The organism is Rubritalea tangerina, from assembly GCF_042683245.1.
GTDB lineage: Bacteria > Verrucomicrobiota > Verrucomicrobiia > Verrucomicrobiales > Akkermansiaceae > Rubritalea > Rubritalea tangerina.
The window spans coordinates 203,599-228,846 of record NZ_JBHUJB010000021.1 but is presented as its reverse complement, the minus strand read 5'-3'; the positions used below and the strand labels follow the sequence as shown (position 1 = coordinate 228,846).

General features: G+C 49.8%; 19 protein-coding genes and 1 riboswitch. Of the genes, 13 read left to right on the top strand and 6 right to left on the bottom strand.

Annotated elements, in window-relative coordinates; all coding sequences use genetic code 11:
• Positions 1 to 4: 4 nt before the first annotated feature.
• Positions 5 to 1,864, bottom strand: coding sequence for a cation:proton antiporter (locus ACFSW8_RS05220; protein WP_377090479.1), 1,860 nt, complete (start codon positions 1,862 to 1,864; stop codon positions 5 to 7).
• A 722-nt stretch (positions 1,865 to 2,586) separates the two neighbouring features.
• Here ACFSW8_RS05220 and ACFSW8_RS05215 point away from each other — a divergent pair.
• The 7 genes from ACFSW8_RS05215 (at position 2,587) to ACFSW8_RS05185 (ending at position 10,549) form a co-directional block, all read left to right on the top strand.
• Positions 2,587 to 4,245 carry a GspE/PulE family protein gene (locus tag ACFSW8_RS05215; RefSeq protein WP_377090478.1) on the top strand — a complete coding sequence of 553 codons (1,659 nt, stop codon included), beginning with the start codon at positions 2,587 to 2,589 and terminating at the stop codon, positions 4,243 to 4,245.
• Between the two features lie 13 nt (positions 4,246 to 4,258).
• Entirely contained in the window at positions 4,259 to 5,929 is a 1,671-nt protein-coding gene (locus ACFSW8_RS05210) for a GspE/PulE family protein (RefSeq protein ID WP_377090477.1), read from the top strand.
• A 90-nt stretch (positions 5,930 to 6,019) separates the two neighbouring features.
• Positions 6,020 to 7,312: a type II secretion system F family protein gene (locus ACFSW8_RS05205; protein WP_377090476.1), complete on the top strand. Its 1,293-nt coding sequence runs from the start codon at positions 6,020 to 6,022 to the stop codon at positions 7,310 to 7,312.
• Between the two features lie 77 nt (positions 7,313 to 7,389).
• A complete protein-coding gene (locus tag ACFSW8_RS05200) occupies positions 7,390 to 7,944 on the top strand; it encodes a prepilin-type N-terminal cleavage/methylation domain-containing protein (RefSeq protein WP_377090475.1) in 555 nt (184 codons plus the stop codon).
• 336 nt (positions 7,945 to 8,280) lie between these two features.
• Positions 8,281 to 9,024, top strand: coding sequence for a hypothetical protein (locus ACFSW8_RS05195; protein ID WP_377090473.1), 744 nt, complete (start codon positions 8,281 to 8,283; stop codon positions 9,022 to 9,024).
• Positions 9,025 to 9,207: 183 nt separating this feature from the next.
• Complete coding sequence (locus ACFSW8_RS05190) at positions 9,208 to 9,462, top strand: sulfatase-like hydrolase/transferase (protein ID WP_377090472.1); 255 nt, start codon at positions 9,208 to 9,210, stop codon at positions 9,460 to 9,462.
• Positions 9,395 to 10,549 (top strand): sulfatase-like hydrolase/transferase, encoded by a 1,155-nt coding sequence (locus ACFSW8_RS05185; RefSeq protein ID WP_377090471.1) that lies wholly within the window; start codon positions 9,395 to 9,397, stop codon positions 10,547 to 10,549. The genes ACFSW8_RS05190 and ACFSW8_RS05185 overlap by 68 nt, the downstream gene beginning before the upstream one ends.
• A 305-nt stretch (positions 10,550 to 10,854) precedes the next feature.
• Here ACFSW8_RS05185 and ACFSW8_RS05180 read toward each other — a convergent pair whose 3' ends face one another.
• The 4 genes from ACFSW8_RS05180 to ACFSW8_RS05165 all read right to left on the bottom strand — a co-directional run bounded on the left by ACFSW8_RS05180 (position 10,855) and on the right by ACFSW8_RS05165 (position 17,924).
• Positions 10,855 to 13,974: an alpha-mannosidase gene (locus ACFSW8_RS05180; protein ID WP_377090470.1), complete on the bottom strand. Its 3,120-nt coding sequence runs from the start codon at positions 13,972 to 13,974 to the stop codon at positions 10,855 to 10,857.
• Positions 13,975 to 14,083: 109 nt separating this feature from the next.
• Positions 14,084 to 15,163: a GntR family transcriptional regulator gene (locus ACFSW8_RS05175; RefSeq protein ID WP_377090468.1), complete on the bottom strand. Its 1,080-nt coding sequence runs from the start codon at positions 15,161 to 15,163 to the stop codon at positions 14,084 to 14,086.
• Between the two features lie 195 nt (positions 15,164 to 15,358).
• Entirely contained in the window at positions 15,359 to 16,441 is a 1,083-nt protein-coding gene (locus ACFSW8_RS05170; RefSeq protein ID WP_377177618.1) for a basic secretory protein-like protein, read from the bottom strand.
• 169 nt (positions 16,442 to 16,610) lie between these two features.
• The gene (locus tag ACFSW8_RS05165) at positions 16,611 to 17,924 is read right to left on the bottom strand and encodes a bifunctional UDP-3-O-[3-hydroxymyristoyl] N-acetylglucosamine deacetylase/3-hydroxyacyl-ACP dehydratase (protein WP_377090465.1); all 1,314 of its coding nucleotides are present in this window, start codon (positions 17,922 to 17,924) and stop codon (positions 16,611 to 16,613) included.
• A 79-nt stretch (positions 17,925 to 18,003) separates the two neighbouring features.
• On the opposite strand from ACFSW8_RS05165, the gene nadC reads away from it, so the two are divergent.
• Positions 18,004 to 18,840: a carboxylating nicotinate-nucleotide diphosphorylase gene (nadC, locus tag ACFSW8_RS05160; protein WP_377177616.1), complete on the top strand. Its 837-nt coding sequence runs from the start codon at positions 18,004 to 18,006 to the stop codon at positions 18,838 to 18,840.
• 463 nt (positions 18,841 to 19,303) lie between these two features.
• On the opposite strand, the gene ACFSW8_RS05155 is transcribed toward nadC, so the two are convergent.
• Positions 19,304 to 19,546, bottom strand: coding sequence for a hypothetical protein (locus tag ACFSW8_RS05155; RefSeq protein WP_377177614.1), 243 nt, complete (start codon positions 19,544 to 19,546; stop codon positions 19,304 to 19,306).
• 51 nt (positions 19,547 to 19,597) lie between these two features.
• Positions 19,598 to 19,750: riboswitch (cobalamin riboswitch) on the top strand.
• Between the two features lie 34 nt (positions 19,751 to 19,784).
• On the opposite strand from ACFSW8_RS05155, the gene ACFSW8_RS05150 reads away from it, so the two are divergent.
• The 5 genes from ACFSW8_RS05150 (at position 19,785) to ACFSW8_RS05130 (ending at position 25,198) form a co-directional block, all read left to right on the top strand.
• A complete protein-coding gene (locus ACFSW8_RS05150) occupies positions 19,785 to 21,707 on the top strand; it encodes a TonB-dependent receptor plug domain-containing protein (RefSeq protein WP_377090461.1) in 1,923 nt (640 codons plus the stop codon).
• 106 nt (positions 21,708 to 21,813) lie between these two features.
• Positions 21,814 to 22,635 carry an ABC transporter substrate-binding protein gene (locus ACFSW8_RS05145; protein ID WP_377090460.1) on the top strand — a complete coding sequence of 274 codons (822 nt, stop codon included), beginning with the start codon at positions 21,814 to 21,816 and terminating at the stop codon, positions 22,633 to 22,635.
• A complete protein-coding gene (locus tag ACFSW8_RS05140; protein ID WP_377177612.1) occupies positions 22,629 to 23,513 on the top strand; it encodes an ABC transporter substrate-binding protein in 885 nt (294 codons plus the stop codon). The genes ACFSW8_RS05145 and ACFSW8_RS05140 overlap by 7 nt, the downstream gene beginning before the upstream one ends.
• Positions 23,506 to 24,246, top strand: coding sequence for an ABC transporter ATP-binding protein (locus tag ACFSW8_RS05135; protein WP_377090458.1), 741 nt, complete (start codon positions 23,506 to 23,508; stop codon positions 24,244 to 24,246). The genes ACFSW8_RS05140 and ACFSW8_RS05135 overlap by 8 nt, the downstream gene beginning before the upstream one ends.
• Entirely contained in the window at positions 24,236 to 25,198 is a 963-nt protein-coding gene (locus tag ACFSW8_RS05130) for a FecCD family ABC transporter permease (RefSeq protein WP_377090457.1), read from the top strand. Before ACFSW8_RS05135 ends, ACFSW8_RS05130 begins: the two co-directional genes overlap by 11 nt.
• Positions 25,199 to 25,248: the final 50 nt, after the last annotated feature.

Sequence of the window (25,248 nt, the reverse complement as noted above, 5' to 3'; positions counted from 1 at the left end):
TAGGTTACGCAGGTTGTGCGTCTGATTTCGGGGTGACGAAGGCGTAAATGGTGTGACCTACGGTTGGGGGTTTGGTGTCATCGTGTGCTGGTCGCAGTCCCTTGTCAGGGCTGCTAATGAACATGAGGATGGCATCTGGGTTGCGGGCGAGGAAGTCGTCGTATGTGAACTGTTCAGAGAGGGTGGTTGTTTTAATTTCTCTACCGTCAGCACTCATGCGCGAGAGCTCCTTGTGGTTTGGGCGTTTTGGGAAAATGATTCTACCCCGCATATGGGATGCAACGGCGGTGGTGTGGTGCGCGTTGTCATCGAGTGGAGCGACTTGCCAAACATCTGCGGAGCCGAAGATGTGGTTGAATTCGCTGGCAGCGAGGCTGTTGACTTCGTCGTTATGGGTGCCGGCGATGAGTTGGCCGAGGCCAGAGAAGTCGAGCTCTTCCTCTACGTATTCAGAGAGGATGTTGGCGCGTTTCGCGGGGAGGCCATCCACTGTGGCGGCAGCGATGTTAGAGTAATTTGTGTCGAGGAGGAGGACTTCGTGGCCGTCATTTTGGAGGGCTTTGGCGAGTTTACGGATCCAGCCATCGGCTCCGGCGAAGAGTACGCCACGAGGGTTTTTAGTGGCAATGCCGAGGTAGTTAGCGAGTGGGGAAGCGACGAGGCCGTAGATAGTCACTGTGCCGACGATGACAATGAACATGATTGGGACCATGAGTTTTGCTTGTTCGACGACTTCAGGTGGGAAGCCATTGACTTTTTCTGCGGCGTGGGTGAGCTCAAGAGCAAAGATGGCAGTGACAGCGGCGGCGACGATGCCGCGAGGTGCGAGGGCGGCTAGGAAGGTGCGTTCTTTGAAATTGGTTTGTTTGAGAAAGAGAGTCGAGAGGTAGATGGAGAGTGGGCGCACGAGGATGACGAGGAAGAGGAGGAGTCCGATGCCAGGTAGGAGCGCATTCTGCAGGCTAGTGGCATCTACTCTACCCGATAGAATAATGAAGAGGAGTGAGATGATGAGCGTGCGGAGCGTTTCCTTGAACTCGAGGATGTGTTTGACCGAGACAGATTTCTGATTCGCCAAGGCAATACCAAGTACAGTGACTGTGAGGAGTCCTGATTCTTTTTGGATGGCATTGGAGACAGAGAAAGCCATGGCGATAATAGCCAGCAAGAATACTGAATGCAGGAAGTCGGGGATGAGGTGGTGTTTGAGGAGGGCCTCGATGACTTTAGCGAGGAGGAAAGCGAAGACGACACCCACAAGTAGTGTGATGCCAAGGGCATTGAGGATGGAAGCTTGGGCTTGTTCGACGCCGCCCGCGAGAGCGGTTTGGAATGCGAGAACGGCCATAATAGCGCCGATAGGGTCGACGACAATTCCCTCCCATTTGACAATGGAGCTCATTTTCCTTGAGGGTTTTATGTGGCGCAGTAATGGGGCGATTACTGTGGGGCCGGTGACTACAAGGATTGAGCCCATGATGGCGGCGACGCGCCAATTCCAATCAAAGACATAGATGCCAAGAAGGGTGGTGAGCGCAAATGAAATGGCCACTCCGATTGTGCATAAGCGGAGAACAGGGCCTCCACTTTCCTTAAGTTCAGAAAATTTGAGTGTGAGGCCGCCTTCGAAGAGAATGACGGCTACGCAGAGGCCGACGAGTGAGAGAATGATGGATTCACCATCTGGGCCTGGGAGGAAATCATCGATGTTGACGCCGAAGAGTTGGCCGGCGGCAAATCCGAAGAAGAGTAGGAGAAGGATGGATGGGAGCTTTAGGCGCCATGCGAGCCATTGAGCAAGGATACCTAGACCTAGGACGAAGGTGGCGAAGATGCCGAAGTCAATTTCTATGAATTCAAACATTTAGGATGATAGTGTGAGATGCTAGGCCGTGTGGACAGTAATCCTCTATCCGTTGGCCATTGTTAGGGGTAGTATTTGTAACTTGTGGCTTTTAGGCAATCAAAGTTGGGGATTTGAGGTGATTTTTCTGTCGGAGGTTTTTTAGGAGATGGGGTATTGGGATTAAAAATCATTTACGGGACTGAAGTCTTTCAGACTTCTTGTTGGTTTTTTGCAAGTTCCCAGAGTTGGTGCTCTGGGCTGGGAGTCGAAACCTCGTTGAGGTTTTTGAAGAGTCTGCGTTCAGTATGTCTATTCAGGGATTGGATTTTTAATTAAGTGCTATACAGCCCAGGGGGTCGCCTTCGGTTCGACCTTGGGCTGGGGGAGTTAATTCCGTTGGGATTTTTAGGAGTGATATGTATGGATTTAGGTGGGCTACTTGGTGATAGATAAAGTGGTTTTTGACCCTTTTTAGTCTTAAGTTTGGATTTGCGTATTCTGCAGAAAGGTGGGGTGAGAAGGGGTGAAATGTGTATGATGGATGTAGTGTGCAAGTGGGGATTGGCGGGTGATGTATGGACGATGTGGATGCGTTTTGTGTAGAGCTAGGTAAATCGTGTAAAATTTTCGTTTGCTACCTTGACGTGTGGGGGTGAGTTGGCCAGTGTGCTAGCCATTCCAATGACCAGCGACTGGTCTTAGGGAAAACCCACTAATATATACCCTATCTAGAGAAACCCGTGTATTCGAACGAAGATTATTTGTTAGAGTTGATCATTGAGTCTGGATTGATCAGCCATGATGACATAGCGGCAGCGCGAGCGCAGCTCACCGGCACAGAGAGTGTTGTGGAGCGATTGATTCGCGAGAATCGAGTCAGTGAGGAACAGGTGGCACAGGTCTGTGCACAGAGTTCGAGCATGGAGTACATTGACTTACGCAGTACGGCGATATCGCCTGACATGTTTGATCATATTCCAGAGGATGTGGCACGGAGATTCCGTGTTATTCCAGTGATGGACGATGGGTATGCATTGACGGTAGCAATTTCTGATCCGCTCAACTTTGAGGTGTTAGACACCTTGCCGCACGTGATTGGTCGTGAAGTGAATCCTGTGTGTGCGACTGGCAGTGCGATCGACCAATGTATTCAGACGTACTATGGTGGTGGCACAAGCGACGAGGGAAATTTGGATGAATTTTCGTTTGGTGACGAGGATGCTGACCCGAATGATGCGCCGATCATCAAGATGGTGCAGCAGATATTGGTAGAGGCATTGAAGATGCGGGCGAGTGATATTCACATTGAGCCATTAGAGGCATCCTTGAGGATTCGTTACCGTGTGGATGGTAAGTTGATTGAAGTAGATAATCACCCTAAGAAGCTGTTGCCGGCGATTATTGCTCGCCTCAAAGTGATGAGTGGTACGATGAGTATTGCTGAGAAGCGCTTGCCTCAGGACGGACGTATTCAGATTAAGGCAGGTGATAAGGAGATTGATTTGCGTGTCTCTAGTGTGCCGAGCAACCACGGTGAGAGTATCGTGATGCGTATATTGGACAAGTCAGCGTTGGTGTTAGGTCTTGGCGAGTTAGGGTTCTTATCTGATGACCAGGACGACTTCAGACGCTATATTAAATTGCCCGATGGGATTATCTTGGTAACTGGTCCGACGGGTTCTGGTAAGACGACAACATTGTATGCTTGCTTGAACTACATCAACCAGCCTGACCGCAAGATCATCACAGTGGAAGATCCTGTGGAATATGAGATGCCGGGTATCAACCAGGTGATGGTGAAGTCAGACATTGGGATGACATTTGCGGCGGCGCTGAGAGCGATGCTACGTCAGGCTCCTAACGTGATTATGATTGGTGAGATTCGTGATGCAGAGACCGCGAATATTGCGATTAACGCCTCGCTGACAGGTCACTTGGTGTTCTCTACATTGCACACGAATGATGCTCCGAGTGCGGTAGCGCGTTTGGCGGACATTGGTGTGAAGCGATTTTTGGTAGCCAGTGCGGTGCGTGCGATTATTGCGCAGCGCTTGGTGCGTAAGTTGTGTCCGGTTTGTAAGGAGCCAGCTGTGTTAGATGAGCGTGAAATGCGCATGCTCAATATTGATCCAAATCAGACAGCGAGCACAATTTATGGACCTAGTGGTTGTGAGCAATGCCGCAACAAAGGCTATAAGGGACGTATGGGGATCTTTGAGATTCTCGAAGTAGACGACGAAGTGCGTCACATGATTAATGAGAACCTGACCTCACCGCAGTTGAGGACCAGGGCTCGAGAGTTGGGGATGCGAACCCTCCGAGAGGATGGCATTCGAAAAGTGCAGGCTGGGCTGACCTCAGCTGCAGAAGTAATTAGCGTAACAATGGCTGACAACTAACCCCAAGAGAGCAATGGACAATCAACAAGTTTTAGAAATATTCATGGGTCGTGGCATGGTCGATAAGTACCTTGCGCAGGACATAATGTCTTCAATGGAGGCAAGCGGGAAGACAATGGCAGAGACCTTGCATGACTTTGAGGTCATCTCGCACAAGGATGAGATTTGGCCAGTCATTGCCTCTGAGTTGAGTGCGGAGTTGGTAGATCTGAACCATTTCAATCCGCCGGCTGAGTTATTGAGTTTGGTTCCAGCGGGCATGGCTCGTCTGCACGGGTGTTTACCAGTGAATGTGGGTCCGGAAGGGTTGCACGTAGTATTATCTGACCCTCTCAATCCGCAAGCCGCTGAAGATCTACGCTTTGCGTTAGGTAAAGAGATCATCATTGCGGTAGCACCAGATTACTTGGTCGAAGAGAAGATCGACGAACTCTATGGGGGCAGCGGCAGTGCGATGGATGGTCTTCTAGATCAGATCGATGTTGTTACCAATGAGGATGGTACTGAGGATGTGGCTTCTGAAGCAAACTCCGCCCCGATCATTCGTTATGTGGACCTTGTGTTGTTCCAGGCGATTAAGGAGAAGGCTTCAGACATTCACTTTGAGCCATTTGAGAATGATTTCAAGATTCGCTACCGTGTGGATGGTGGCTTATTCGAGATGGCACCGCCACCGCCGCATTTGGCGAAGGCAATCATTTCGCGTGTGAAGGTGATGTCTAACATGAACATTGCTGAGACACGGGTTCCTCAGGACGGACGTATTGTTAAGCAGATTGGTGATCGCCAGGTGGATATGCGTGTATCATCTCTGCCTACTCAGCACGGCGAGTCAGTGGTGCTTCGTGTGTTAGATCGCAGCAGTGTGAATCTCGACATGGAGTCCGTGGGATTACCTCAGCACATTTACGATTATGTGAATGAAACGATTTTGAAGCCGAATGGTATCTTTGTTGTGACTGGTCCAACGGGGGCAGGTAAGACGACGACATTGTATGCGGCGCTACGTAAGATTAACACGATTGATGCGAAATTGCTCACGGCGGAAGATCCGGTGGAATATGACATTGATGGGATTATTCAGGTTCCGGTGAACGAGCCGATTGGTTTGGATTTTGCGAGAATTCTACGAGCATTCTTGCGTCAGGATCCAGACCGCATATTGGTGGGTGAGATTCGAGACAAGGAGACAGCGCAAATTGCGATTCAGGCTTCACTGACTGGTCACTTGGTCTTGAGTACATTGCACACGAATGATGCACCAGGTGCCGTGACACGATTGGTTGATATGGGTGTAGAACCCTTCTTGGTTGCAGCCTCGTTAGAGGGAGTCTTAGCGCAGCGTTTGGTACGTACGATTTGTCCTGATTGTCGTTCACCGTATGATCCGAACGAAGCGATTCTAACTCAACTGGGAGTATCACCGCATGAGTTAGGCGACAAGGAGTTCTATACTGGTCGCGGGTGTGATACATGTGGCAACTCAGGATACAAAGGGCGTCAGGGGCTCTTTGAGCTTCTCGACATTACAGACCCGATCGGTGAGCTCATCACTGAGAGAGCTCCAACAGTGGTGCTGAAGCAGAAGGCGATCGAGCTTGGGATGCGCACCCTGCGTGAAGATGGACTCGCGAATATCTACTCAGGGCGCACGACGATTGAAGAGGTACTTAAGTACACCTAATAAAAAATGGGAGATTGCATTCTTTAAGCTTTTCATGGGCTGGTGATCCCTCCACATTCACTGACTATAAATATTTAAAAAAACACTCATATGGCGAACTTTCAATATACTGCGCTCGATGCAAAGGGAGAGCAGACAACCGGCTCGGTACAAGCGGGCAGTGAAGCGGAAGCGATTCAGCAGCTTCGCAACCAAGGTTTATACCCGACACAGGTCGTAGAGGAAGGCAAGGGCAGCGTGTCAGCTCCTGCAGCAAAGGGGAAAGGTAAGGCAAAGCCTGCACGCAGCAAGTCCAAGGGTAAGACTAAGGCGAAGAAGACGACAGGGGGTAAGATTAAGCCGAAGACTTTGATGATTTTCACACGTCAGTTAGCGACCTTGATTGATTCAGGTCTGCCATTGATGCGTAGTTTGACAGTGTTGGCGAAGCAGGAACCCAACCCAGTGCTAAAGGGTACATTGAACTCATTAGCTGATTCCGTGCAGAGTGGTTCTACGTTTTCGGAGTCGTTAGCTCAGCATCCACGGATATTCAACAAGTTGTATGTCAACATGGTGAAGGCTGGTGAGCTTGGTGGTGTTCTTGAAGTGGTACTTACGCGTCTTGCTGAGTACATGGAGAAGGCGAACAAGTTGAAGAACAAGATTGTTGCGGCGATGGTGTATCCATTGATCGTGATGTTCATTGCGGTGGCGATCTTGGTGTTCTTGATGTTGGTTATTGTACCTAAATTCAAGGAGATGTTTGATGAGGGGACTCAGCTTCCGAAGATTTCGGAGATTGTGTTTGGATTCTCAGACAACATGATTGCGATGACTGGACCACTACCCAATGCGGTATGGATTCTACTCGCAGTTGGAGGAATTTTTGCAGGTGTGAAAGCCTGGGGCACGACACCAGGTGGACGTAAAGTGTTGGATAATCTCAAGCTTAACTTACCTTTGTTTGGTGATATTCAGCGCAAGAGTGCGATTGCTCGTTTTTCCCGTACACTTGGTACTTTGGTAACATCTGGTGTGCCGATCTTGCAGGCACTAGCGATCACCCGTGAGACCGCAGGCAATGTGATCATTTCTGAAGCAATTGATAAGGTTCACGACAGTGTGAAGGAAGGTGAGTCGATCGTGACTCCGCTGCAGGCGAGCAAGGTTTTCCCGCCGATGGTTATCAGCATGGTAGATGTTGGTGAAGAAACTGGCCAGCTTCCTGACATGTTGCTTAAAATCGCAGACGTCTATGACGATGAAGTGGATGGCTCCGTGACGGCATTGACCTCCATTATTGAACCAGTGATGATTGTCTTCTTGGCGGGTATTGTGGGTTCTATCGTATTTGCGATGTTCTTACCATTGATCAAGATGATTCAGTCAGTGGGCGGCTAGTCGACAGCGCTGCCTCTTGTGGGGTGTGCTAGAATAAGGAACGGACAGCACACCCTAAACCCAAACAAACGCAATTGATGAAGACAAATAAGACGGCGAGCCGAAAGGGCTTCACGATGATCGAAGTGCTCACTGTGATAGCGATACTCGCTGTCTTGGGCGGCATTGGATTTGGCACGTACATGGCGGTGAATCGCCAAGCAAAGGTGACTCAGTGCGAAGTGATGATCGAAAATGTCAGTTCAAATTTGGAGTCACTGAGCTTATCGAAAGCTGATGTTGCCGAGCTTGGTAGCATGTTGGACAGTGAATCTAGAATGCCTACAGGAGATGGTGGCAACACGAGCACTGAAAACCTGTATGCCGTACTTGCTGGCGATTACGACTTGGACGGTGAGGTAGATGATGATCGGACACCAGCTTTTCCCGAGATTGACCCACAGTATGAGGGTAAAGGGCGTTATGTGAATGCTGACTTGTTGATTGTGGATCCGTGGAAGAAGCCAATGCGCTACAACCACAGTTCAGATCCCGCTGCTAATTTAAACAACAATGTTGTGAATGGCTTCGACTTATGGTCTGCCGGTCCGGATGGTGAGTTTGACACCGAGGACGATATTAAGAATTGGTAGTTTGAATGGCCATAAAATTTGGAAAGCGTCTCAATGAGGCGCTTTTTTTGTGGCGTGGTGGCTGGTGTGCTGTCGAGCTGAGCGGCTGTTGGTAAAGAATGGTTAAATTCGTATTGGGAATGGGATATATGCTTTACAGATGGCTGAATATACGGTTTCTCACAGACGGAAAATGTTTGTTAAGAGCCGCATGAGAAAAATGTGGTGCAGACATCTTCGACCATTCAATGGGATTTGAGCCGAGTGAGATAGCGCCGAAGCGCACCGCCGGCCAGATTTCAGGAAATAACATCCATCCAAAAGCTTGTGTGACGTGATTACGCGAGCATCATTATAATGAGTACCAAAAAGACTGCGGCTAAGAAGACAGCCCGCAAGCGTACAGCAAAGAAAGTTGCAGAATCTAACGAGATTGAAGCAAATGAAGTAGTTGCTCCCGAAGTGACCAAGGAAGAGCCAGCTAAGGAAGCCACTGAAGAGGCACCTGTTGCGAAGAAGCGCTCTACGAAAAAGACAGCAAAGAAGGCCGCTAAGGCAGCAGAGGGCGAAACTCAAGAGAGTGAGAAGCCAGCCGAACCTATTCAGGGTGTGCGCGACGTGCGCAGCCAGAAGAGTGACGAAAGCAAGCCTGAGGTGAGTGAGCCTGAGGTAGAAGCAAAGCAAGCTGAGCCAAAGCAGAGCGATGCGAGAGAAGATGCGGATCAAGAGCAAGGTGGAGGTAATAAGCGCAACCGCCGCAACCGTCGCAATCGCAACAAAGGTGAGCAGGGGCAGGTAGCACAACCAGCACCCGTATTGCCGATCGATGCGAAAGAGCTCAGCAAGAAAGCGTGGAAGGTTTTCTTAGGTGAGGTCAACGAGGAAGGGCTTGCGTTGATTGGTGACAAGGAAGGTCGCGATTTGGCTAAGCGTAGTTTCCGTCTCGCTGAAATTTTCTTGGAAGAGCAAGCTCGCAAGACGACACCAAAGCCAGCTGCGCAGCCACGCAGAAGGCAGCAGAATGAGACACCTAAGGCTGTGGAACCAGCTGCTGCCGAAATCAGCGAGGAAAAGCCAGAGGTAGATACTGAGGATTCCTAAGAGCTCGCATTGAAAAATTTGTCAGGCGCATCCGCAGTCGTGGTTGCGCCTTTTTTGTGCTCTAGAACGAATGTGTACAGCGAGAGTATTACGCGACAATTATCCTCAATCCTGTTGGCTTAGAAAATTAGGCGGCAGAAAAGTTGATCATCTGGGTGGTTTTATGTCTCTATAAGGTGAACTATGAACCGATTTAGGAAGTTAATAATGGGGTTGGTATGGTTATCAGCCAGCACATGGGGAATGGCACAGCAGCCGAATATCATCTTATTCATGACTGATGATATGGGGATGGAATGTCTTGGGGTGTATGGAGCTGAGACATACAAGACGCCGGTGCTGGATCAGATGGCTGCGGAAGGGATGCGATTTGAGCATTGCTATAGCCAACCTTTATGCACGCCGTCTCGTGATCAAGATCATGACCGGTCGCTATAATTTCCGTAACTATGAGAAATTTAAGTATCTCAACCCTAACCAGAGGACATTTGGGCATGTGGCGCAGAGTGCGGGATATACAACTGCAGTAGCAGGCAAGTGGCAACTTGATGGTTCGCTTGAGGATGATTTCTCAAGAAAATTTGGATTTGATCAGTATTGTGTGTGGTACTTGAACCAGAAGATGTTTGGATCACGCTATTTGCATCCTCGATTGGCTCAGAATGGTAAAGAAGTTGGTGGAAAGGGATTGTACGGGCCAGACATTGTGAATGACTTTGCGCTCCAATTCATCAGTGAGCATAAAGATGAGAAATTCTTTTTGTACTACCCGATGATTTTGCCGCATTTTCCATTCGAGGCGACACCTGATAGTGATGACTGGGACCCAGCGGCGGCGAAGCCAAAGAAGAATGCGAAGTATTATGTGGATATGGTGGAGTATGCAGACAAACTTGTAGGCAAGGTGTTAGCAAAGGTGGAGGAATTAGGCTTAGAGGATAACACGCTTATTTTATTCACCTCGGACAATGGGACGATGCGTGGGATTCACTCTCAATGGAATGGTCAAGACTACGCTGGCGGCAAAGGGCGCTTAGACAACACAGGTACTCATGTGCCGTTGATTGTGCGCTGGAATAAGGTAGTCAAGGGGGGGCAAGTTAGCAAGGCGCTCGTGGATTTCTCAGATTTTTTCGCTACCATCCAAGAAGTTACTGGAGGTGTGGGACCAAAAGACTACACGATAGATGGCAAAAGTTTTCTACCGCTTTTGAAGGGCGATGTATACTACCAGGAGCGTGCTTACACTTATTGTTATTACGACCCAAAGTGGGGGACTCCAGAGTTAGGAGCATGGGTACGCAACCAGTCGTACAAAGTCTATGGCAACGAGGGGCCATGCTATGATGTTTCAGCGGACTACTTTGAGAAAAAACCACTCGTGGGAGATACTGCGAAAGCAGAGCTGGCCCAGTTAGAAAAAGTAATGGCGGAGAAAGAGGCTGAAGGTGGGGTGTTGAAGTTGAAATTCAATCGCGATGGATTCCCAAAGGAGAAGAAAGGGTCATCCAAAAGAGGTAAATAGCGGGGACGCACTCCTATAGTTTCAGCTAAGCCCTCGATGGCATTTCTTGCGATTAGGTTGAGGCAATGGCTCCAGTTAGGCGCCTCTACACAGCATTCAATGAGCATGACATTGGGGGATAGAGACTAAATTACTTTCAAGTCTTTAGTCTTTCAGACTACTGGTCGGCTTATTGCCATTCCCCAGAGTTGGCTCTGCCACTCTGGGCTTGGAGCCGAAACCTCGTTGAGGTTTTTCAAGAGTTTAAGCCTATTGGTCAGGGAAATCGTCTCTCACAATGATATCCATTACTTTTCTGACACCAGCTAGACTTGCCAGATGTGTGTTTGGATTTCGAAGGGTTGGATGGAAGTCTGATGGGGGATGTTCTCGAGTGGTCTCTCTAGAAGGTCGGTAGGTGTGGGTGCAGCTTGTAGGATGGGTGAGCTAATTGTGATAGGTCCACGGGAGTTTCGCGTTTCCACTATCCGGGTGACTGGTTTTTGGGATTTTTCTGAGAGCTTGAGAGCGGCGAGTTGGACACCAGGTTTATCGATCTTAATGAGCGACTGAGTGGATGGCAATTTGCCCTCGCTTTGCTCCGTGGGCTGGACAAGAAGGGGGGAGTTGAATGCGCTGGCTTGCTCGATTACATCTGATTGTTGGAGTGTGCCGGCATGTGGATAGAGTGCATAGCTGAAGCGGTGGGTGCCTCTATCAGCTTCAGGGTCTGGAGCATTTGCGGACTTCAAGAGTGTGAGTCGCATGGTGTGCTCACGGATATCCATGGCGTATTTTGAGTCATTGAGGATTGCGACTCCGTAGTCGCCCTCTGAGAGGTCAGCCCATTGGTGGACCGGGACTTCAAACTTTGCTGCATCCCAGCTGGTGTTATCATGTGTTGGGCGCTCTACGTGGCCAAATTGGATATCGTAGCTAGCACGTAGTGAATGGATGTTAGTTGGGAAGGCGACCTTTAAGAGTCTGTCGCGCTCTTGCCAGTTGACTTCGGTATCAAAATCTATCCGTTTGGTGCCAGCTGAGATTGTCATCTTCTGGGTCAAAGTGGAATCTCCGAATGCAAATTTCAGTGTGAAAATGCACTGTAAGTCGTTAGTATTGTGTAGGTGTAGGGATTTTGGTGAGTTTAGGTTCTCCGTATTTTCGGTATAGAAGACATCAAGGTCCCAAGCATTCCAGAAGTTAGGGATGTCGTGATGGAGTTGGAACAGGTTGGCTGGTCCACTGAGTGTTTCTCGGTTTAGCTCGAGGTCTATGAGGCTTTGGATTGTGCCGTCATGGTTCAGTGTGATTTCAATGAGGCCATTATTGATAATGAATCCTGAGGGTGATTGGGTGAGTGTGAGTTTAGGAGAGGATTGTTTAGGGGGATTGGATGCAGAGATGGTTGTGTAGCCGCACTGAGGGACTGTGATCTCAGTGAGTTCACCATCAGGGAGAGCAATAATCTCGGTGCGCTCGTGGGCAAGGGTATTCCATACCACCAATGGGTCTTGGATTTCAGAGGTGTCTATTTGTTGGGAAACTCGTTGTGATGCAGAAGTAAGGACGGCATTACCAATTGCTTGGATCGTCTCATAATCACGGTCAGAGTCTTGATAGACCCAATTGATAGATGATCCAGGGATGATGTCGTGGAATTGATTGAGCAAGAGAAGCTTCCAAGCGCGGTCAAGGGCGACGGCGGTTATTGAGCTCTCTTTCTCATGGATATGGGCGGGGACATCATAGACTGCGCGATCAGGTGCTGGATCTGACTCTAGCAGTTCGCCAGGGTTGACGATTGAAGCAATGGTTTGGAGGAACTCAGCATCTCTGAGGAGAAGTTCTCCTTTGCGGTTTCCTAACTTATTTTTCGCTTGAGAGGTGAGAGTGCCTCTATGGAGTTCTAGGTAAAGTTCACCGCGCCAAGTGGGGAGGTCGATAGCGTCCACTTTTGCGGCAGCGAAAAATTCTTTCACAGTAGAAGTTTCGACCTTTGGTAGGCCTTCGAAGTTTTCCCAACGCTTTAGGGACTCGAGCATTTCGTCTGTGGGGCCGCCACCGCCGTCACCATAGCCGTATGGGATGAGCGCGCGTGTGGCACGATCAGTTTCTTGAAAGTTTTCCTCGGAGCGCTTGAGATCCTTTGCTGTCAGTTGGCAGTTATAGGTATCTACTGGTGGGAAGTGGGTGAAGATCTTAGTGCCATCGAGCCCTTGCCATTGGAATGTGTGGTGAGGAAACTTGTTGGTGTCGCTCCACGAGATCTTCTGGGTGAGGAAGGAATCGACTCCAGATTTGACAAGGATTTGTGGTAGGGAAGCGGCATAGCCGAAGACATCCGGGAGCCATAGGTCGGTGATTTCGAGATCAAATTCTTGTTGGTAGAATTGTTTGCCGTGGAGGGTTTGGCGCACGAGCGACTCCCCTGAGGGGATATTGCAATCAGCTTCAATCCACATGCAGCCGATTGCTTCCCATTGGCCACGTTTGATAGCAGCCTTGATATCTTGGTAGATCGATGGGTAGTAGGCTTTCATCCAGGCGTATTGCTGCGGTTGGGAGCAAACAAATGTGTAGTGCGGGTGCTTTTCCATTAAGCGCAGTGCCGAACTAAACGAGCGGGCGCACTTGCGGATAGTTTCGCGCAGGGGCCAGCACCAGGCTGTGTCGATATGACAATGGCCGACCGCTGAGATCTGGTGATTTGTGTCGCCATTGCGTTTGCTGAGGACATTCGCAAGGATTGCGCGTGCGGACTCGAGTGCCTCAGGGGATTGTTTTTCGAGTTGTGTGCAGACTTCATTTAGTGCGCGGAGCAATTGGCCTCGCCTTGGTGAAGTCTCAGGGAGGACAAGCATTGCCTGGTGGCAGCAATTGAAATCAATAGAAAGTTGGTAGGCTGTGTTAGATTTAGTGGACAACTGGGCAGTTTTTAGGGCGTAGAGGTGGTCGCCGCCATACTTTGGGTCGAGTAATTCACCATCTGTCCAGCCCCACTGAGCACCTGGATTGGCTGCAGCTTCGATGAAGAACTCAATGACTTCCCCCCCCTGGGATGGATCTGCGAGTGGGATCGCTTGGCGGTTTCGATTGATTGCAGTGGTTGGTGTGCCGTCTAGGTAAATGAGGCCTTCTCTGCCGAAGCCTTCGTGGTGGTCAAATGAGAGATTGATACGTGCGACAACTGATTCATTGGCCCAATCGTTAGGGATGGTGGTAGTGACTTTAAACCAGGTGGTGTCCCACTGGGCGCCCCATGATTGTCCCTCAGCGATTGGGGCATAAGTAGCGTCTTTTGCCTCTTCATAGCTGATTGGTGGGCCAGCCACTTCATAGGCGGCAATCTCCAAGGGGATAGATTTAGGGTAGATCAATGGGTTGAGTAAACGTTCGGCAGCGGTGGCGATACGCTTTTCGTAAACCTTGGTGAGCTTTTGCATAGTGTGGTAGCTGGAAATGGTGTGGTAGCAGAGACTGAGCAGGTCTCAGTCTCATGAAATTGGGATTGGGAGGAAGAATGTTGTGTGAAGCAGGGGGGATTCGAAGGGTTTAGATGGAGATATTGCGGATGCTTTCTCCTGGCTCGTAGTCCATGAAGAAGAACTTGTGGTTTAGCTTTTTGGAGGGGTTTTCTAGGGCAATGGTGGAGAGGCGAGCGATTTCACGAATCAAGGGGCCACCACGGGTGCTGTAGTAGCCAATTTTAGGAACGAAGGCCTCTAGCAAGGGGTCTGAGCCGATATGCAGTAAGGAGACATCCTCTGGGATGCTGAGTTTTCTCGATGCGAGCCAGGTGATGAGGGTGATGAGTTCCTTCGGGCCTGAAGTGATGAATGCGGTGGGAGGGTTTGGGTGAAGAAAGAGTCTATGCAGGAGTTTTTGGAGGCTTTCGGTGCTGCCTTGGTAGTGAGGGAAGTTAAATTCTTTTTGGACTGGAATGCCCGCTTTGAGCATCACTTCTTCCATGTGGGTGGAACTCTGGGCGTGATGCGTGAGTGGGCGGACAATGCGCCTGTGGCCATTGAGTAATAATTTGTTGATAGCATGGGAGGTTGCCGAAGCGGAGTCGTACGCGACCACTGGGAATTCGGCTTTGACATTGCCACCGCATGCGATGACCTGCTTATTGTTAGCGCGCATGACCTCCGCGACTTCTGAATTGAGTTCATAGACGATCCAGAGTGTGGCGCGGTGGGATTTGATGAGTTCTTCGATGCGTGGGCGAATATCGAGCTTCGCTGAGGTATAAGGGAGGTTATGGAAGTAGATGTTTTCTTCGAGTGCGGGGAGGTGCTGGATGAGTGAGGTGAAGAGGTGCTGCGCCGAGGCATGCATTTGCTTGAGTGGCTGCGGGAGCAGGATTCTGATCACCTCAAGTTCTTGGGCTGGGGTTTTAGTGTGTGATTTCGGGAGGGTGATAGAGCGGCGCTTACCGGGCTCCGCTGGGGAAATGAGCTTTTCACCTTCGAGGATTGTGAGGGCCTCACGAATGGTTTTTCTTGAGACACGCAGGCTGGTTGAGAGTGGGGTTTCGCCGGGGAGGATATCGGCGAATTTGCCATCTAGGATTTGCTGTCTGAGGATTTCAGCAGCTTGGGTGGCGAGGCTAATTTTTTTAGGTGCTTGCATGTTATGTAGGTGTTCTACCACCTCTCGACTCGGATTTGACGAATGGTGAGTGGTTCAGTCTTGGAAATTCTGGGCTACGTGATTTTAGAGTAGAGCGGATTGTTATCCATCAGGTCATTGTTGTCATTCAGTTGTCCCGCGCGTGCGGGACTCCTTCACTCCGATCATTCGTTCATTCCGCTTCGTTCGATGGTATTAATTTTCCGCTTGGTAGAGTTTGGTAAGTTCTTCAAGCGATTTGCCGGTGAGTTGTTGCCAGATGGCATCGTTGTATTTTCCGTCGCTGCAGGCGCACGAGACCTTGGCTGTGATGGGCTTTTTGTAGGTTTTTTCTAACCAGATGAGAAAGGCAGTGGAGCTCCAGTAGGATCCGAGAGGATTCTTTCGGTTTTGGTGTTTGAGGTTTCTGCGGGCCCAGAGGCTTTCGGTGTGGAGCATGTAACGGATGTAGTCGGCTGTGCCTTCGGAGAACCAAGTGGGCGCTTTGCCGCGGTAGTTTTGGACAAAGTGGGTGAGTTCGTGGGTAAAGACTCCGTATGTGTCTTTGGTGTGATTTTTGAGGTGATTGGTACTGATGACCATGGTGGTACCGGAGACATGTGCTGGGTGACCCATTTTCGAGTAGAAGCAAAGATAGAGGTGCTTTGGGGTTGTTGGGAGCGGCGCGTCGAGGAGCTTGGCGATCATTGGCCATTCGATGAAGTAGCGCTCGATGAGGTCATCGATGACCTTTTGTTGGCTCTGCGCTCCATCGATGTCCACGGTGATCTTTAGAGGGATTTTTTTGTCTCCGTAATTGATCGTTTTTTCTTTGGAAATGAGGGTCAGCGGGTCACTGCTGATCTTGATCTCACGGATGACAACCCAGCTCCAGCCGTCGCCATAGAATGCGATGCGCGCTTTGGTGGCATCAAAGGTCACTTTGCCCTGAGCCTTGCCTTGGCGGAATCTACCGATGGTTTTCCATTGCTTACCGTCTGCAGAGACTTGCAGGTTCGCATTGTGAATCTGATCGCGGCCATTGGCTTGGCCAGAGTGGACAAAGACGTTTTTGCCTTTGAGCGATTGTGCAAAGTCGACTTGAAAGATGTCACCACGCCTTGGGTTGCGGTCTGACCAAAAGTGGGTATCTGGTAAGCCATCAGTCGCGAGTGTGCGGGTGTGCTCTTTATATGTTGGGAGTGTGGTGTGGTGGTTTGTCGGCTCTATGGCGTGTGCGCCAAGTGCGGTGGATGCAAGAATGGCTATGCTGAGTGTGTGTTGGTGAACGTTTTTCATGAAATGGATTGGGTCGCTTTGGCTAGTTGTCCCAAATCTATACATGTAGCATAGCGGCAAACTTAGAGGAGATAAACATGTTTCCTTTGTGGACAGGTTTTTTGGCGCAAAAAAAGCCAAGTGCACGGGTGGCACTTGGCTGGAAGTAAAGGGGTTAGATCGGATGGGATTATTCGTCGATGAGGGCGAACTTGAGTTCCCCTGAGGAGACGACCTCACCATTGACGACGCATTTACAGTGGGCGAAGCCGATGTTGCGGCGCATTTTTAGAATTTCGGCTTCGATGAAGAGTGTGTCACCAGGAAGGACTGGGTGGCGCCATTTGACGTTGTCTGCACTCATGAAGTAACCAATCTTTCCTTGGTTTTCTGGTTTGCGCAGCATGAGGCAGGAAGCGACCTGAGCCATGGCTTCCACCTGAAGGACGCCTGGCATGATAGGGTGGCCTGGGAAGTGACCAGGGAAGAAGGGCTCATTGATGGTGACATTCTTGACGCCAGTGCACTTGTTATCACCTTCGAAGTCGATGATACGGTCGACGAGAAGGAATGGGTAACGGTGCGGAAGAATTTTAAGGATGTCGTTGATATCGAGGACTGCCTCACCCTTAGGGATGGCAAGTGGTGGCACCATGGAGCGCATTCGGAGGTACTCCCGCTTGAGGATGGAAGCCATTTTGGTATTCGGGCCGTGGCCAGGCTTGACGCAGATGACGTGGCCTGTGATGCGCTTTCCTGAGAGCATGAGGTCGCCAATAACATCGAGTGCTTTGTGGCGCGCGAATTCATTGTCGAAGCGCAGTGGCTCCTTGCTCATGACTTCTTCGCCGCGGATGACGACGGCATTCTCGAGTGAGCCACCTTTGATGAGACCTTTGTCGAGAAGGGGTTTTACATCTTCGTAGTAGACGAAGGTGCGGGCAGGGGCGATTTCCTTCTCGTAGATTCCAGGGGTGACGATGGATGAGAAGAACTGGGTGAAGCGACCTTCTGGGCCGACATTGGTGCACGAGATGCGGAAATTTTTATCTGGGACGATGGTGATGTATGAGCCATTGCCAGAGTCGAAGTAGAGGGGTTCGCGGATCTCCCAGACTTTGGCAGGGACGTCCTGGGTGACGATGCCGGCTTGTTTGATAAGTTCGACATATGGGGCGGCTGAGCCATCTCCGATTGGGGGCTCGTTTGCATCCATTTCGATAAGGGCATTATCCACCCCCATACCTGTGAGAGCAGAGATGACGTGCTCGACTGTGTGTACCTTGACGGAGCCTTCAGCGAGGGTAGTGGCGCGTTCTACGGTTTGGACTTTATCGACGTCAGCATCGATGAAGGGTTGGTCATCGAGGTCGATGCGGCGGAACTGGAAGCCAGAGTCAGCTGGAGCAGGCTTAATAGTCAGAGTCACTTTCTGTCCCGTGTGAAGGGAGGAGCCTTCGAGGGTAGCTGGAGCAGCGAGTGTTTGTTGCATTTCAGTCGGCATGCGCTGAGTGAAAGCATAGGTGTCGAAACATGCAAGTTTTTTGGGTTTTCAGGGAGAAATCAGCGGCTATGTTGCCGGCATGCAGCCAGAGATCGTGCAATTGATAGATATGGCACTCCGTGAAGACATTGGGAGTGGCGATGTGACTTCTGAATACTTTGTGCCATCAGAGAGACAGGCACGCGCGTATATGTTGGTGAAGGAGACTGGGGTTGTGGCTGGATTAGAGGTGGCTGAGCTTGTATTTAAGACCGTTGATCCTGAGCTAGAGGTACGGATGATGAGTGAGGATGGTGCACGTGTCGCAGCTGGCACGCGGGTGATGGAGATACGAGGTTCGGCGAGGTCACTTTTGACAGCGGAGCGGACGGCTCTCAATTTTGCACAACGCTTGAGTGGGGTGGCGAGCAAGACTCAGCTATTTGTGGAGGCTTGTGAGGGCACTGATGCTGTCGTGCTCGATACGCGAAAGACAACGCCAGGCTGGAGGTTGTTAGAAAAAATGGCTGTAAGTAAAGGTGGTGGAGGTAACCACAGGATGGGGCTCTACGACCGCGCGATGGTAAAGGATAACCATTTGGTTGCTGAGAGTGGGGGACTGCAAGCAGGTATTGATAGGCTGAAGAAGGAAAAGCCAGAAGTAGAGGTTGAGTTAGAAGCTGACACTCTTGACCAGGTAGACGCCTTCCTCAAGCTGCAGGGGGTGGATTACATCTTGCTAGATAATATGAGTAATGAGTCCTTACGTCAGGCAGTAGCGATGCGTGGAGCGGATGGACCTAAACTTGAGGCGAGTGGAGGAGTGAATCTCAGTACCATTGGAGAGATCGCAAAGACAGGAGTCGATTTTATTTCGGTGGGGGCGGTGACGCACTCGGCGGTGGCATTGGATATGTCACTCGAGTTTGTGGATTAGCGCTCACACTGGTGTTGTGCCAACTAAGTCGTCAAAATATCATTGTTTGATATTGGGTGAAGGGTGCCTCCCGTTAGTTGCTTCTATCGAGAGGCTCGCTTGTTTTTCTGATCGCCAAAGTTTAGGGTTCGCGACACTGGCGGTTAGCTTGGGGGGAGTCATGCATTCACCACACCAAGGTGATGAGGGGGGGTATCATTTTCCGGTCTGAAGTCTTTCAGACTTCTCATCGGTTTTTATAAGCCCCCAGAGTTGGCTTAGCCACTCTGGGCTTGGAGCCGAAACCTCTTTGAGGTTTTTGAAGTGTTTAAGTTCTCAGTGTTTATTGAGAACCCCCTCTGGGTTTATTGATCAGTAAAACTAAGCTTTCGCAATGATGTCCACTACTTAGCTGAGACCGCACTAGCCATGGAGTAGGTTTCATTTGTAAGCTTGCAGTCTTACAGACTTCTGGTTGTGTTTTTTATGTGAGCCCCCAGAGTTGGCTTGACCACTCTGGGCTTGGAGTCGAAACCTCTTTTAGGTTTTTGACGTGTCTGGGTTCTTGATGTTTATTGAGGGCTTTTAGTGTGGAGAATCTCTTTGTAGCACGGATATCATGTTGGTGCTTCTCTAACTTTTTCCAGCAGAGATGGTAGTAGGGAAGCGTGGCGGATTCATTCATCGGATGGAGGGAGGCGATGTCGGTGTGGAATCGCTGTGACATTTTGGTTGCAATAATCAAAGTGGTCGCTAGAAGCGCGTCGTGGCTGGCAATAATGTTGGTCACACTCATGGAAGCCTCTGATGGGGCAGGAAATAGATGGGGAATTCGGTGATACCTGAGATGGTTATTCCGAAGCGGTGCCGCCACTGTGATACTAGAGAGTACTAGTTAAGCCAGGTCGCCAGCCATGAGTTAGAGAATTCAAACCCTTGCGGAGCACAAGGAGAGAAAAATGAAAATGACTACATCTAAGAGCCCGAGTGTGGGCGTAAAAGTTGTGGCTGGTCTTATGGTGGCTGGTCAGGTGTCGGCTGTGGCTGACGACGCGAAGAATGCGAGTGTCGGAGCTACGGATACATTAGATCCAACGACAGTATTGGCATCGAGATTTGAAAACCCGGTCGACAAGACAGTGTCCTCTGTATCTGTAGTGCCTGGGCAGGAAATCGAGTTGAAACAGCAAAATCGTCTACTTGACGCTCTCAACGATCTTCCTGGCATTCAAGGTCTATCAACAGCGGGTCAGACTGGAGCCTTTGGTTCCATTATCGTTCGTGGTTTGCCGACCAAGTACACTCAAGTGGTAGTGGATGGCGTGCGTATTACGGACTCCACAAACGGACTGAACAACTTTCTAACAAATGCGCAGACGAGCCAGATTACTCAACTTGAGTTATTGCGCGGTCCACAGAGTGTGCTTTATGGGAGTGAGGCAGCGGCGGGTGTGATTGGTTTCAACACAGCTGTAGGTGAGGGGGATCCTAGCTACAGTCTTTTTGGAGAAGCTGGCTCATTTGACAGTTACCGAGTGGCAGCAAGTGCGCAAGGTCAGGTTCAGGATTTACAATATGCCATCGAGCTCAACACCTCGTTCACCTCTAACGACACCTATGAAGCGTACCCACTGCAGGATTATTCTCAGGATTCGGCAGTTCTCGCCTTGCAATGGTTAGCAAGTGAAGATTTACGTTTCAAGCTAAGCTACCGCGGTTCTAGCAACAAATTTTTGGCGCACACGATTGATAATTTTGGTGAGACGCGCTCTGATACTCAGACCGACATTCACCTCTTAGCATTCAACACGAGTTATGTGGTGAATCCTGATTACCAGACGCATTTGACATTTGGTTATTACGACGAGGAGTCCGAGAGCGATACGGATTATGGATTTGGCCCATCACCGTACAACACGAAGACAGACCGTTTTTCTATCAACTGGAGCAACCAATGGGTAGCACACGACACATTCACGATGGTAGGTGGGGTTGATTATAACAAGTCTGACTACGAAAACACAAACGACCAGAAAGTTGATTACTCTAACGTTGGTTTGTATGCTAACGGTTTCTGGACGCCAGTTGAGAATTTATTGATTGAGCTTGGTGGTCGCTATGACGAGCACGACACGCATGGTGGCGATGTGGCATGGAATGTTGGTGGTGGCTACACCATCGATCAGACTAACACGCGCTTAAGAGCTCGTACGGCACGCTCATTCCGCACACCTACTTTGCTCGATAGTGGTGCCTTTGTTACACCCTTTGGTGTGCAAGTAGAGAATGATGGGCTTAAGACTGAGACGATTCTTGGATATGAGCTTGGTTTAGACCAAGAGATCGTGGAGAACCACGAGCTTCAAGTTACTTATTTCTATCAATCGCTTGAAGATGCAATTGCCAATCAAGTAGTGAGCCCCGGGTCCTTTTTCCCTGTATTCTCACCGACTGTGAGCCAGCGCGTGAATTTGGAAGGCGATTCGTTAGTGAGTGGTGTTGAGTCAGCTCTTGCGGGATCCTTTGTGAACCAGACGGTTCAATACCGATTGGCTTGGACTGCTCAGATCAAGGAAGAGGTTATTGATGTACCCGACCACATTTTCAGTGGTGATGTCTACTACGATGCTGACAAGTGGGTGCTTGGGGCAGGAGCGAGCTATGTGGGTAGTGCGACCTACGGTCAGCCAGGAGGCACGTATTTCTTACCGACTGATAGCCGCTTTGTAGCACGTCTCTATGGCAACTACCAAATCCACGAGAATTTGAAGTTACACGGACGTCTCGAAAACTTGTTTGATGAGAAGTACAACGTATCTGATAGTATTGGCGGTCCGATCCAGGGTCAGGGCTTCGGAGCGTTCGGTGGACTCACTCTGAGCTTCTAAGTTTCTGGTCGGCTACACAGTAGCCACATCAGTTATTCATAAAAACGAGCTGTGCGATTTCGGTCGTGCAGCTTTGTTGTATCTGTGATTGAAGTAAAAGGGTAACATGCGACGCATTCACAACGAATATTTAGACCATCGATTTGAGGTTCCCGAAGAGCCTAAGCGGGTAGTCTGCTTAGTGTCCTCTGCAACAGAGGCCATGGATAGCATGGGGTTTCATGAGCGCATTGTTGGGGTCTCAGAGTACTGTGATCGTTACATCGACACTACTGGAATTCCAGTGGTCGGGCAATATATCACGGCGGATTTCGAGAAGATTAAAGATCTTGATGCGGATCTGGTCCTTTTGACAACTGGGATCCAGCGAAGGCTTAGCCTGAAGCTAGCTGAGCAGGGGGTGCCGATATACAACCTCAATTTGCCAAACAGCTTTTCAGGTATGTTAGAAAATGTTATTTTACTAGGTGGTCTATTAAATGAGCTAGATGCTGCAAGGGGGCTAGCGAGCAAGATGGCTGAGCGTTTCGCAAGCATCAAGAGAGCTTGTGAGGGGGGAAAGCGACCACGTGTGTATGTGGAGTTATGGTTAGGACGTCACCGCAGGGCTGTGGGGGGGCTGAGTTATATACGTGATTTAGTAGAGTGTGCTGGTGGGGAATTAGTTTATGGTGAGAGGGCAGTTGGCTATTTTGAGAATGATTTGGGAGAACTAATGCATGAGCGCCCTGATGTGTATGTGTTCTTCCACGAACCAGAATATTTGGTGGATGGTGAGCTTTTAGTTCATGAGCGGGAATGGGACACACGGATTCCAGTTGTGATGTCGACTGTGAAAATGGGTGAGAATATGATCCAGGATGGGCCTAGTTTATTAGATTCAGCCGAGTGGTTGCAGGCGAGAATGAAGGAGGTTGGTGCATGCTAAAGCGCGTTATTTTGGGGCTGTTAGCCCTGAGTCTCTTTGTGGTGAGTTACCACCTAAGGCAGCAGCGTTCGGTGAGCGGTGGTGGTGCGGACGCGACTATCGTATGCATGGCGCCAAGTTCAGGCGAAGTGGTCTTTGCGCTTGGATTAGGTGATCAGGTGGTGGGGGTGTCAAGTTTTGCTAAATACCCCAAGGAAGCATTGGCTAAACCTAAAGTAGGTGGCTATCTGGATGTTGACCTAGAGGCGATTGTTCGATTGAAGCCACAGGTGGTGGTTTTACTGAAGGAACAAGCTGATCTGGCTGAGCAAATCGAGGGTTTAGGCATGGGTACATTGCTTGTCGATCATATGTCAGTGGAAGGGATCTTAGATTCCATCACCAAGGTTGGTGAGCGATTTGATCGAGTAGATGAGGCTGGTAGTATGCGCAAGGAATTAGAGGCGGCGGTCCGCAGTGCACGCGCATTAGGGTCGAGTGGAAAGAGAGTGCTCATGTCGATTGGCAGAGAACATGGGTCGGGGAAAATTAAGGGAGTGGTTGCGGCTGGTGCAGGTGGCTATCACCAAGAGTTGTTGGATATCGCAGGATTTACCAATGCCTATGAGGGTGAAGAAAATTTCCCGCAGCTAAGTCGCGAGCATCTGGTTAGGATGAACCCTGATATTATTATCGATATGGTGAATCAAGAAGATGCCGACCGTATTGGTGTAGAGAAACTTTTATCTGAGTGGCAGAGCAACGATACGCTTGATGCGGTTCGTAATGGGCGCGTGTACCTACTGGTTGGCGATAAGCATTTCGTCCCTGGACCTCGCTTTATTGATACTTTGGAGTGGTTGTTAGAATTAAGGAAACAAGGGGGTGGAGGTGTCTGATGTAGTCGTTTGTTGCCGTTCAGTGGTGGTTAGGAAGCGCAATAAATTGCTTCTCAATGAGGTTGATTTTGATCTGAGGGCTGGTGCGCACACGGCTATCATTGGACCGAATGGAGCGGGAAAAACGACTTTGCTCAGGGTCATCCTAGGAACGCAGGAGATACAAGGTGGGACTGTGGAAGTCGGGGGTGTAGGAATTAATGATTACAGCCGCAAGGAACTGGCAAAAAAAATGGCCTACGTTCCTCAGTTGTTAGCTGCTGAAGTAGCCTACAGTGTTGAAGAATTCATTGGGATGGGCCGGTATGCCCATGGAGGTAGTGCGGCTGACCCAGAGGTGGCTGAAGCAATGGCATTAATGCAGGTAGATGCGTTTGCGAAGCGCAGAGTTTCATCATTGAGTGGTGGCGAACGTCAGCGTGTGTGCATTGCTGCGGGATTAGCTCAGAGGGCAGGCATTCTTTTACTCGATGAGCCGCTTGCCCATCTAGATCCGGCTCAGAGGTTAGATGTTCAGTCGGCTATTGCTGGGTTACCTGAGTGGGTCACGGTAGTGGTAGTCACTCACGATTTAGTTTGGGCTCAGCAGAGGTTTCAGCGCGTTTTAGCACTGGATTCAGGTGCCGTTTTTGCGGATGAGAAATCCAGTGACTTTTTTAGCGAAGGCGGAGTGGAAGGTTTATTCGGTGGTGCGGTGGTTGAGCATTTGAACGGAGGTGGGAATGAAGCCTAGGGTTTGGTGGATGGTTTTGCTGGCAATGCTGAGTGTTTTTATTGCTCCTAGCATGGGAGAGGCATTTCTGTGGTTACCTGAGAGGTCTAGTACTGAGCATTTGGTTTACTGGGAGGTGCGTGTCCCTAGAGTAATGATGGCATTCCTATGTGGGGCGGCCTTGGCATTGGGTGGGCTTGTTTTTCAAGCGATGTTTCGCAATCCGCTCGCAACACCCTACACGCTAGGAGTCGCTAGCGGATCGACATTCAGTGTGGCCTTATGGATCAACTTTGGGGTAAACTTCTCACTGTTAGGTGTCAGTGGGCTTTCTTTAGCTGCACTTCTGGGAGCCTTGCTTTCGGTCATGTTAGTTTATCATCTCGCTAAATGGGCGGGTGGCTTAGCGACTGTGAGTTTGCTCCTTGGTGGGGTTATTCTTAGTTTCTTTTTCTCTAGTTTGACGATGTTGACGCAATATTTTGCTGATGCTGGCAGCATGTTTAAGATGATGCGTTGGACGATGGGGAGTCTGGGGCAAGCTGATTACGATGGAGTGCTTACTGTGGCTCCCTTTGTATTGGTGGGTGTGATATTTATTGCACAATACAGAAGTGAGCTGGATGTCATTTCTGTGGGTGATGAGCTTGCGTTGAGTCGGGGTGTGGAGGTGAAGCGCGTGAGGCGGGTGTTATTTTTTGCGGTGTCATTGATGATGGCAGGCGTGGTATCAGTCTGTGGGCCGATTGGGTTTATTGGGATTATGGTACCGCACTTTTGTAGGATGTTGTTTGGTGTGGTTCACAGGGAATTGGTGTGGTTAGTGATATTATTTGGCGGCGTGTTTTTGGTTTGGTGTGACACACTAGCACGAGGTGTGACGGTGGGCTCGGATTTGCCAGTTGGCATTATCACGGCCTTGATAGGAGCACCATTTTTCTTAATCGTTCTCTTAAAGAAGGTTCGTCAGTGATGAGAAGGAAGTTATCTAGAAAGTGGAGGAAGAGGTTAGTGAGGTTTGGT

Coding starts and splice junctions, on each gene's coding strand:
- ACFSW8_RS05145 (WP_377090460.1), top strand. CDS start 21,814: ATGCGACGCATTCACAACGAATATTTAGACCATCGATTTGAGGTTCCC.
- ACFSW8_RS05200 (WP_377090475.1), top strand. CDS start 7,390: ATGAAGACAAATAAGACGGCGAGCCGAAAGGGCTTCACGATGATCGAA.
- ACFSW8_RS05170 (WP_377177618.1), bottom strand. CDS start 16,441: ATGAAAAACGTTCACCAACACACACTCAGCATAGCCATTCTTGCATCC.
- ACFSW8_RS05210 (WP_377090477.1), top strand. CDS start 4,259: ATGGACAATCAACAAGTTTTAGAAATATTCATGGGTCGTGGCATGGTC.
- ACFSW8_RS05180 (WP_377090470.1), bottom strand. CDS start 13,974: ATGCAAAAGCTCACCAAGGTTTACGAAAAGCGTATCGCCACCGCTGCC.
- ACFSW8_RS05190 (WP_377090472.1), top strand. CDS start 9,208: ATGAACCGATTTAGGAAGTTAATAATGGGGTTGGTATGGTTATCAGCC.
- ACFSW8_RS05175 (WP_377090468.1), bottom strand. CDS start 15,163: ATGCAAGCACCTAAAAAAATTAGCCTCGCCACCCAAGCTGCTGAAATC.
- ACFSW8_RS05165 (WP_377090465.1), bottom strand. CDS start 17,924: ATGCCGACTGAAATGCAACAAACACTCGCTGCTCCAGCTACCCTCGAA.
- ACFSW8_RS05220 (WP_377090479.1), bottom strand. CDS start 1,864: ATGTTTGAATTCATAGAAATTGACTTCGGCATCTTCGCCACCTTCGTC.
- ACFSW8_RS05140 (WP_377177612.1), top strand. CDS start 22,629: ATGCTAAAGCGCGTTATTTTGGGGCTGTTAGCCCTGAGTCTCTTTGTG.
- ACFSW8_RS05130 (WP_377090457.1), top strand. CDS start 24,236: ATGAAGCCTAGGGTTTGGTGGATGGTTTTGCTGGCAATGCTGAGTGTT.
- nadC (WP_377177616.1), top strand. CDS start 18,004: ATGCAGCCAGAGATCGTGCAATTGATAGATATGGCACTCCGTGAAGAC.
- ACFSW8_RS05150 (WP_377090461.1), top strand. CDS start 19,785: ATGACTACATCTAAGAGCCCGAGTGTGGGCGTAAAAGTTGTGGCTGGT.
- ACFSW8_RS05195 (WP_377090473.1), top strand. CDS start 8,281: ATGAGTACCAAAAAGACTGCGGCTAAGAAGACAGCCCGCAAGCGTACA.
- ACFSW8_RS05205 (WP_377090476.1), top strand. CDS start 6,020: ATGGCGAACTTTCAATATACTGCGCTCGATGCAAAGGGAGAGCAGACA.
- ACFSW8_RS05155 (WP_377177614.1), bottom strand. CDS start 19,546: ATGTCACAGCGATTCCACACCGACATCGCCTCCCTCCATCCGATGAAT.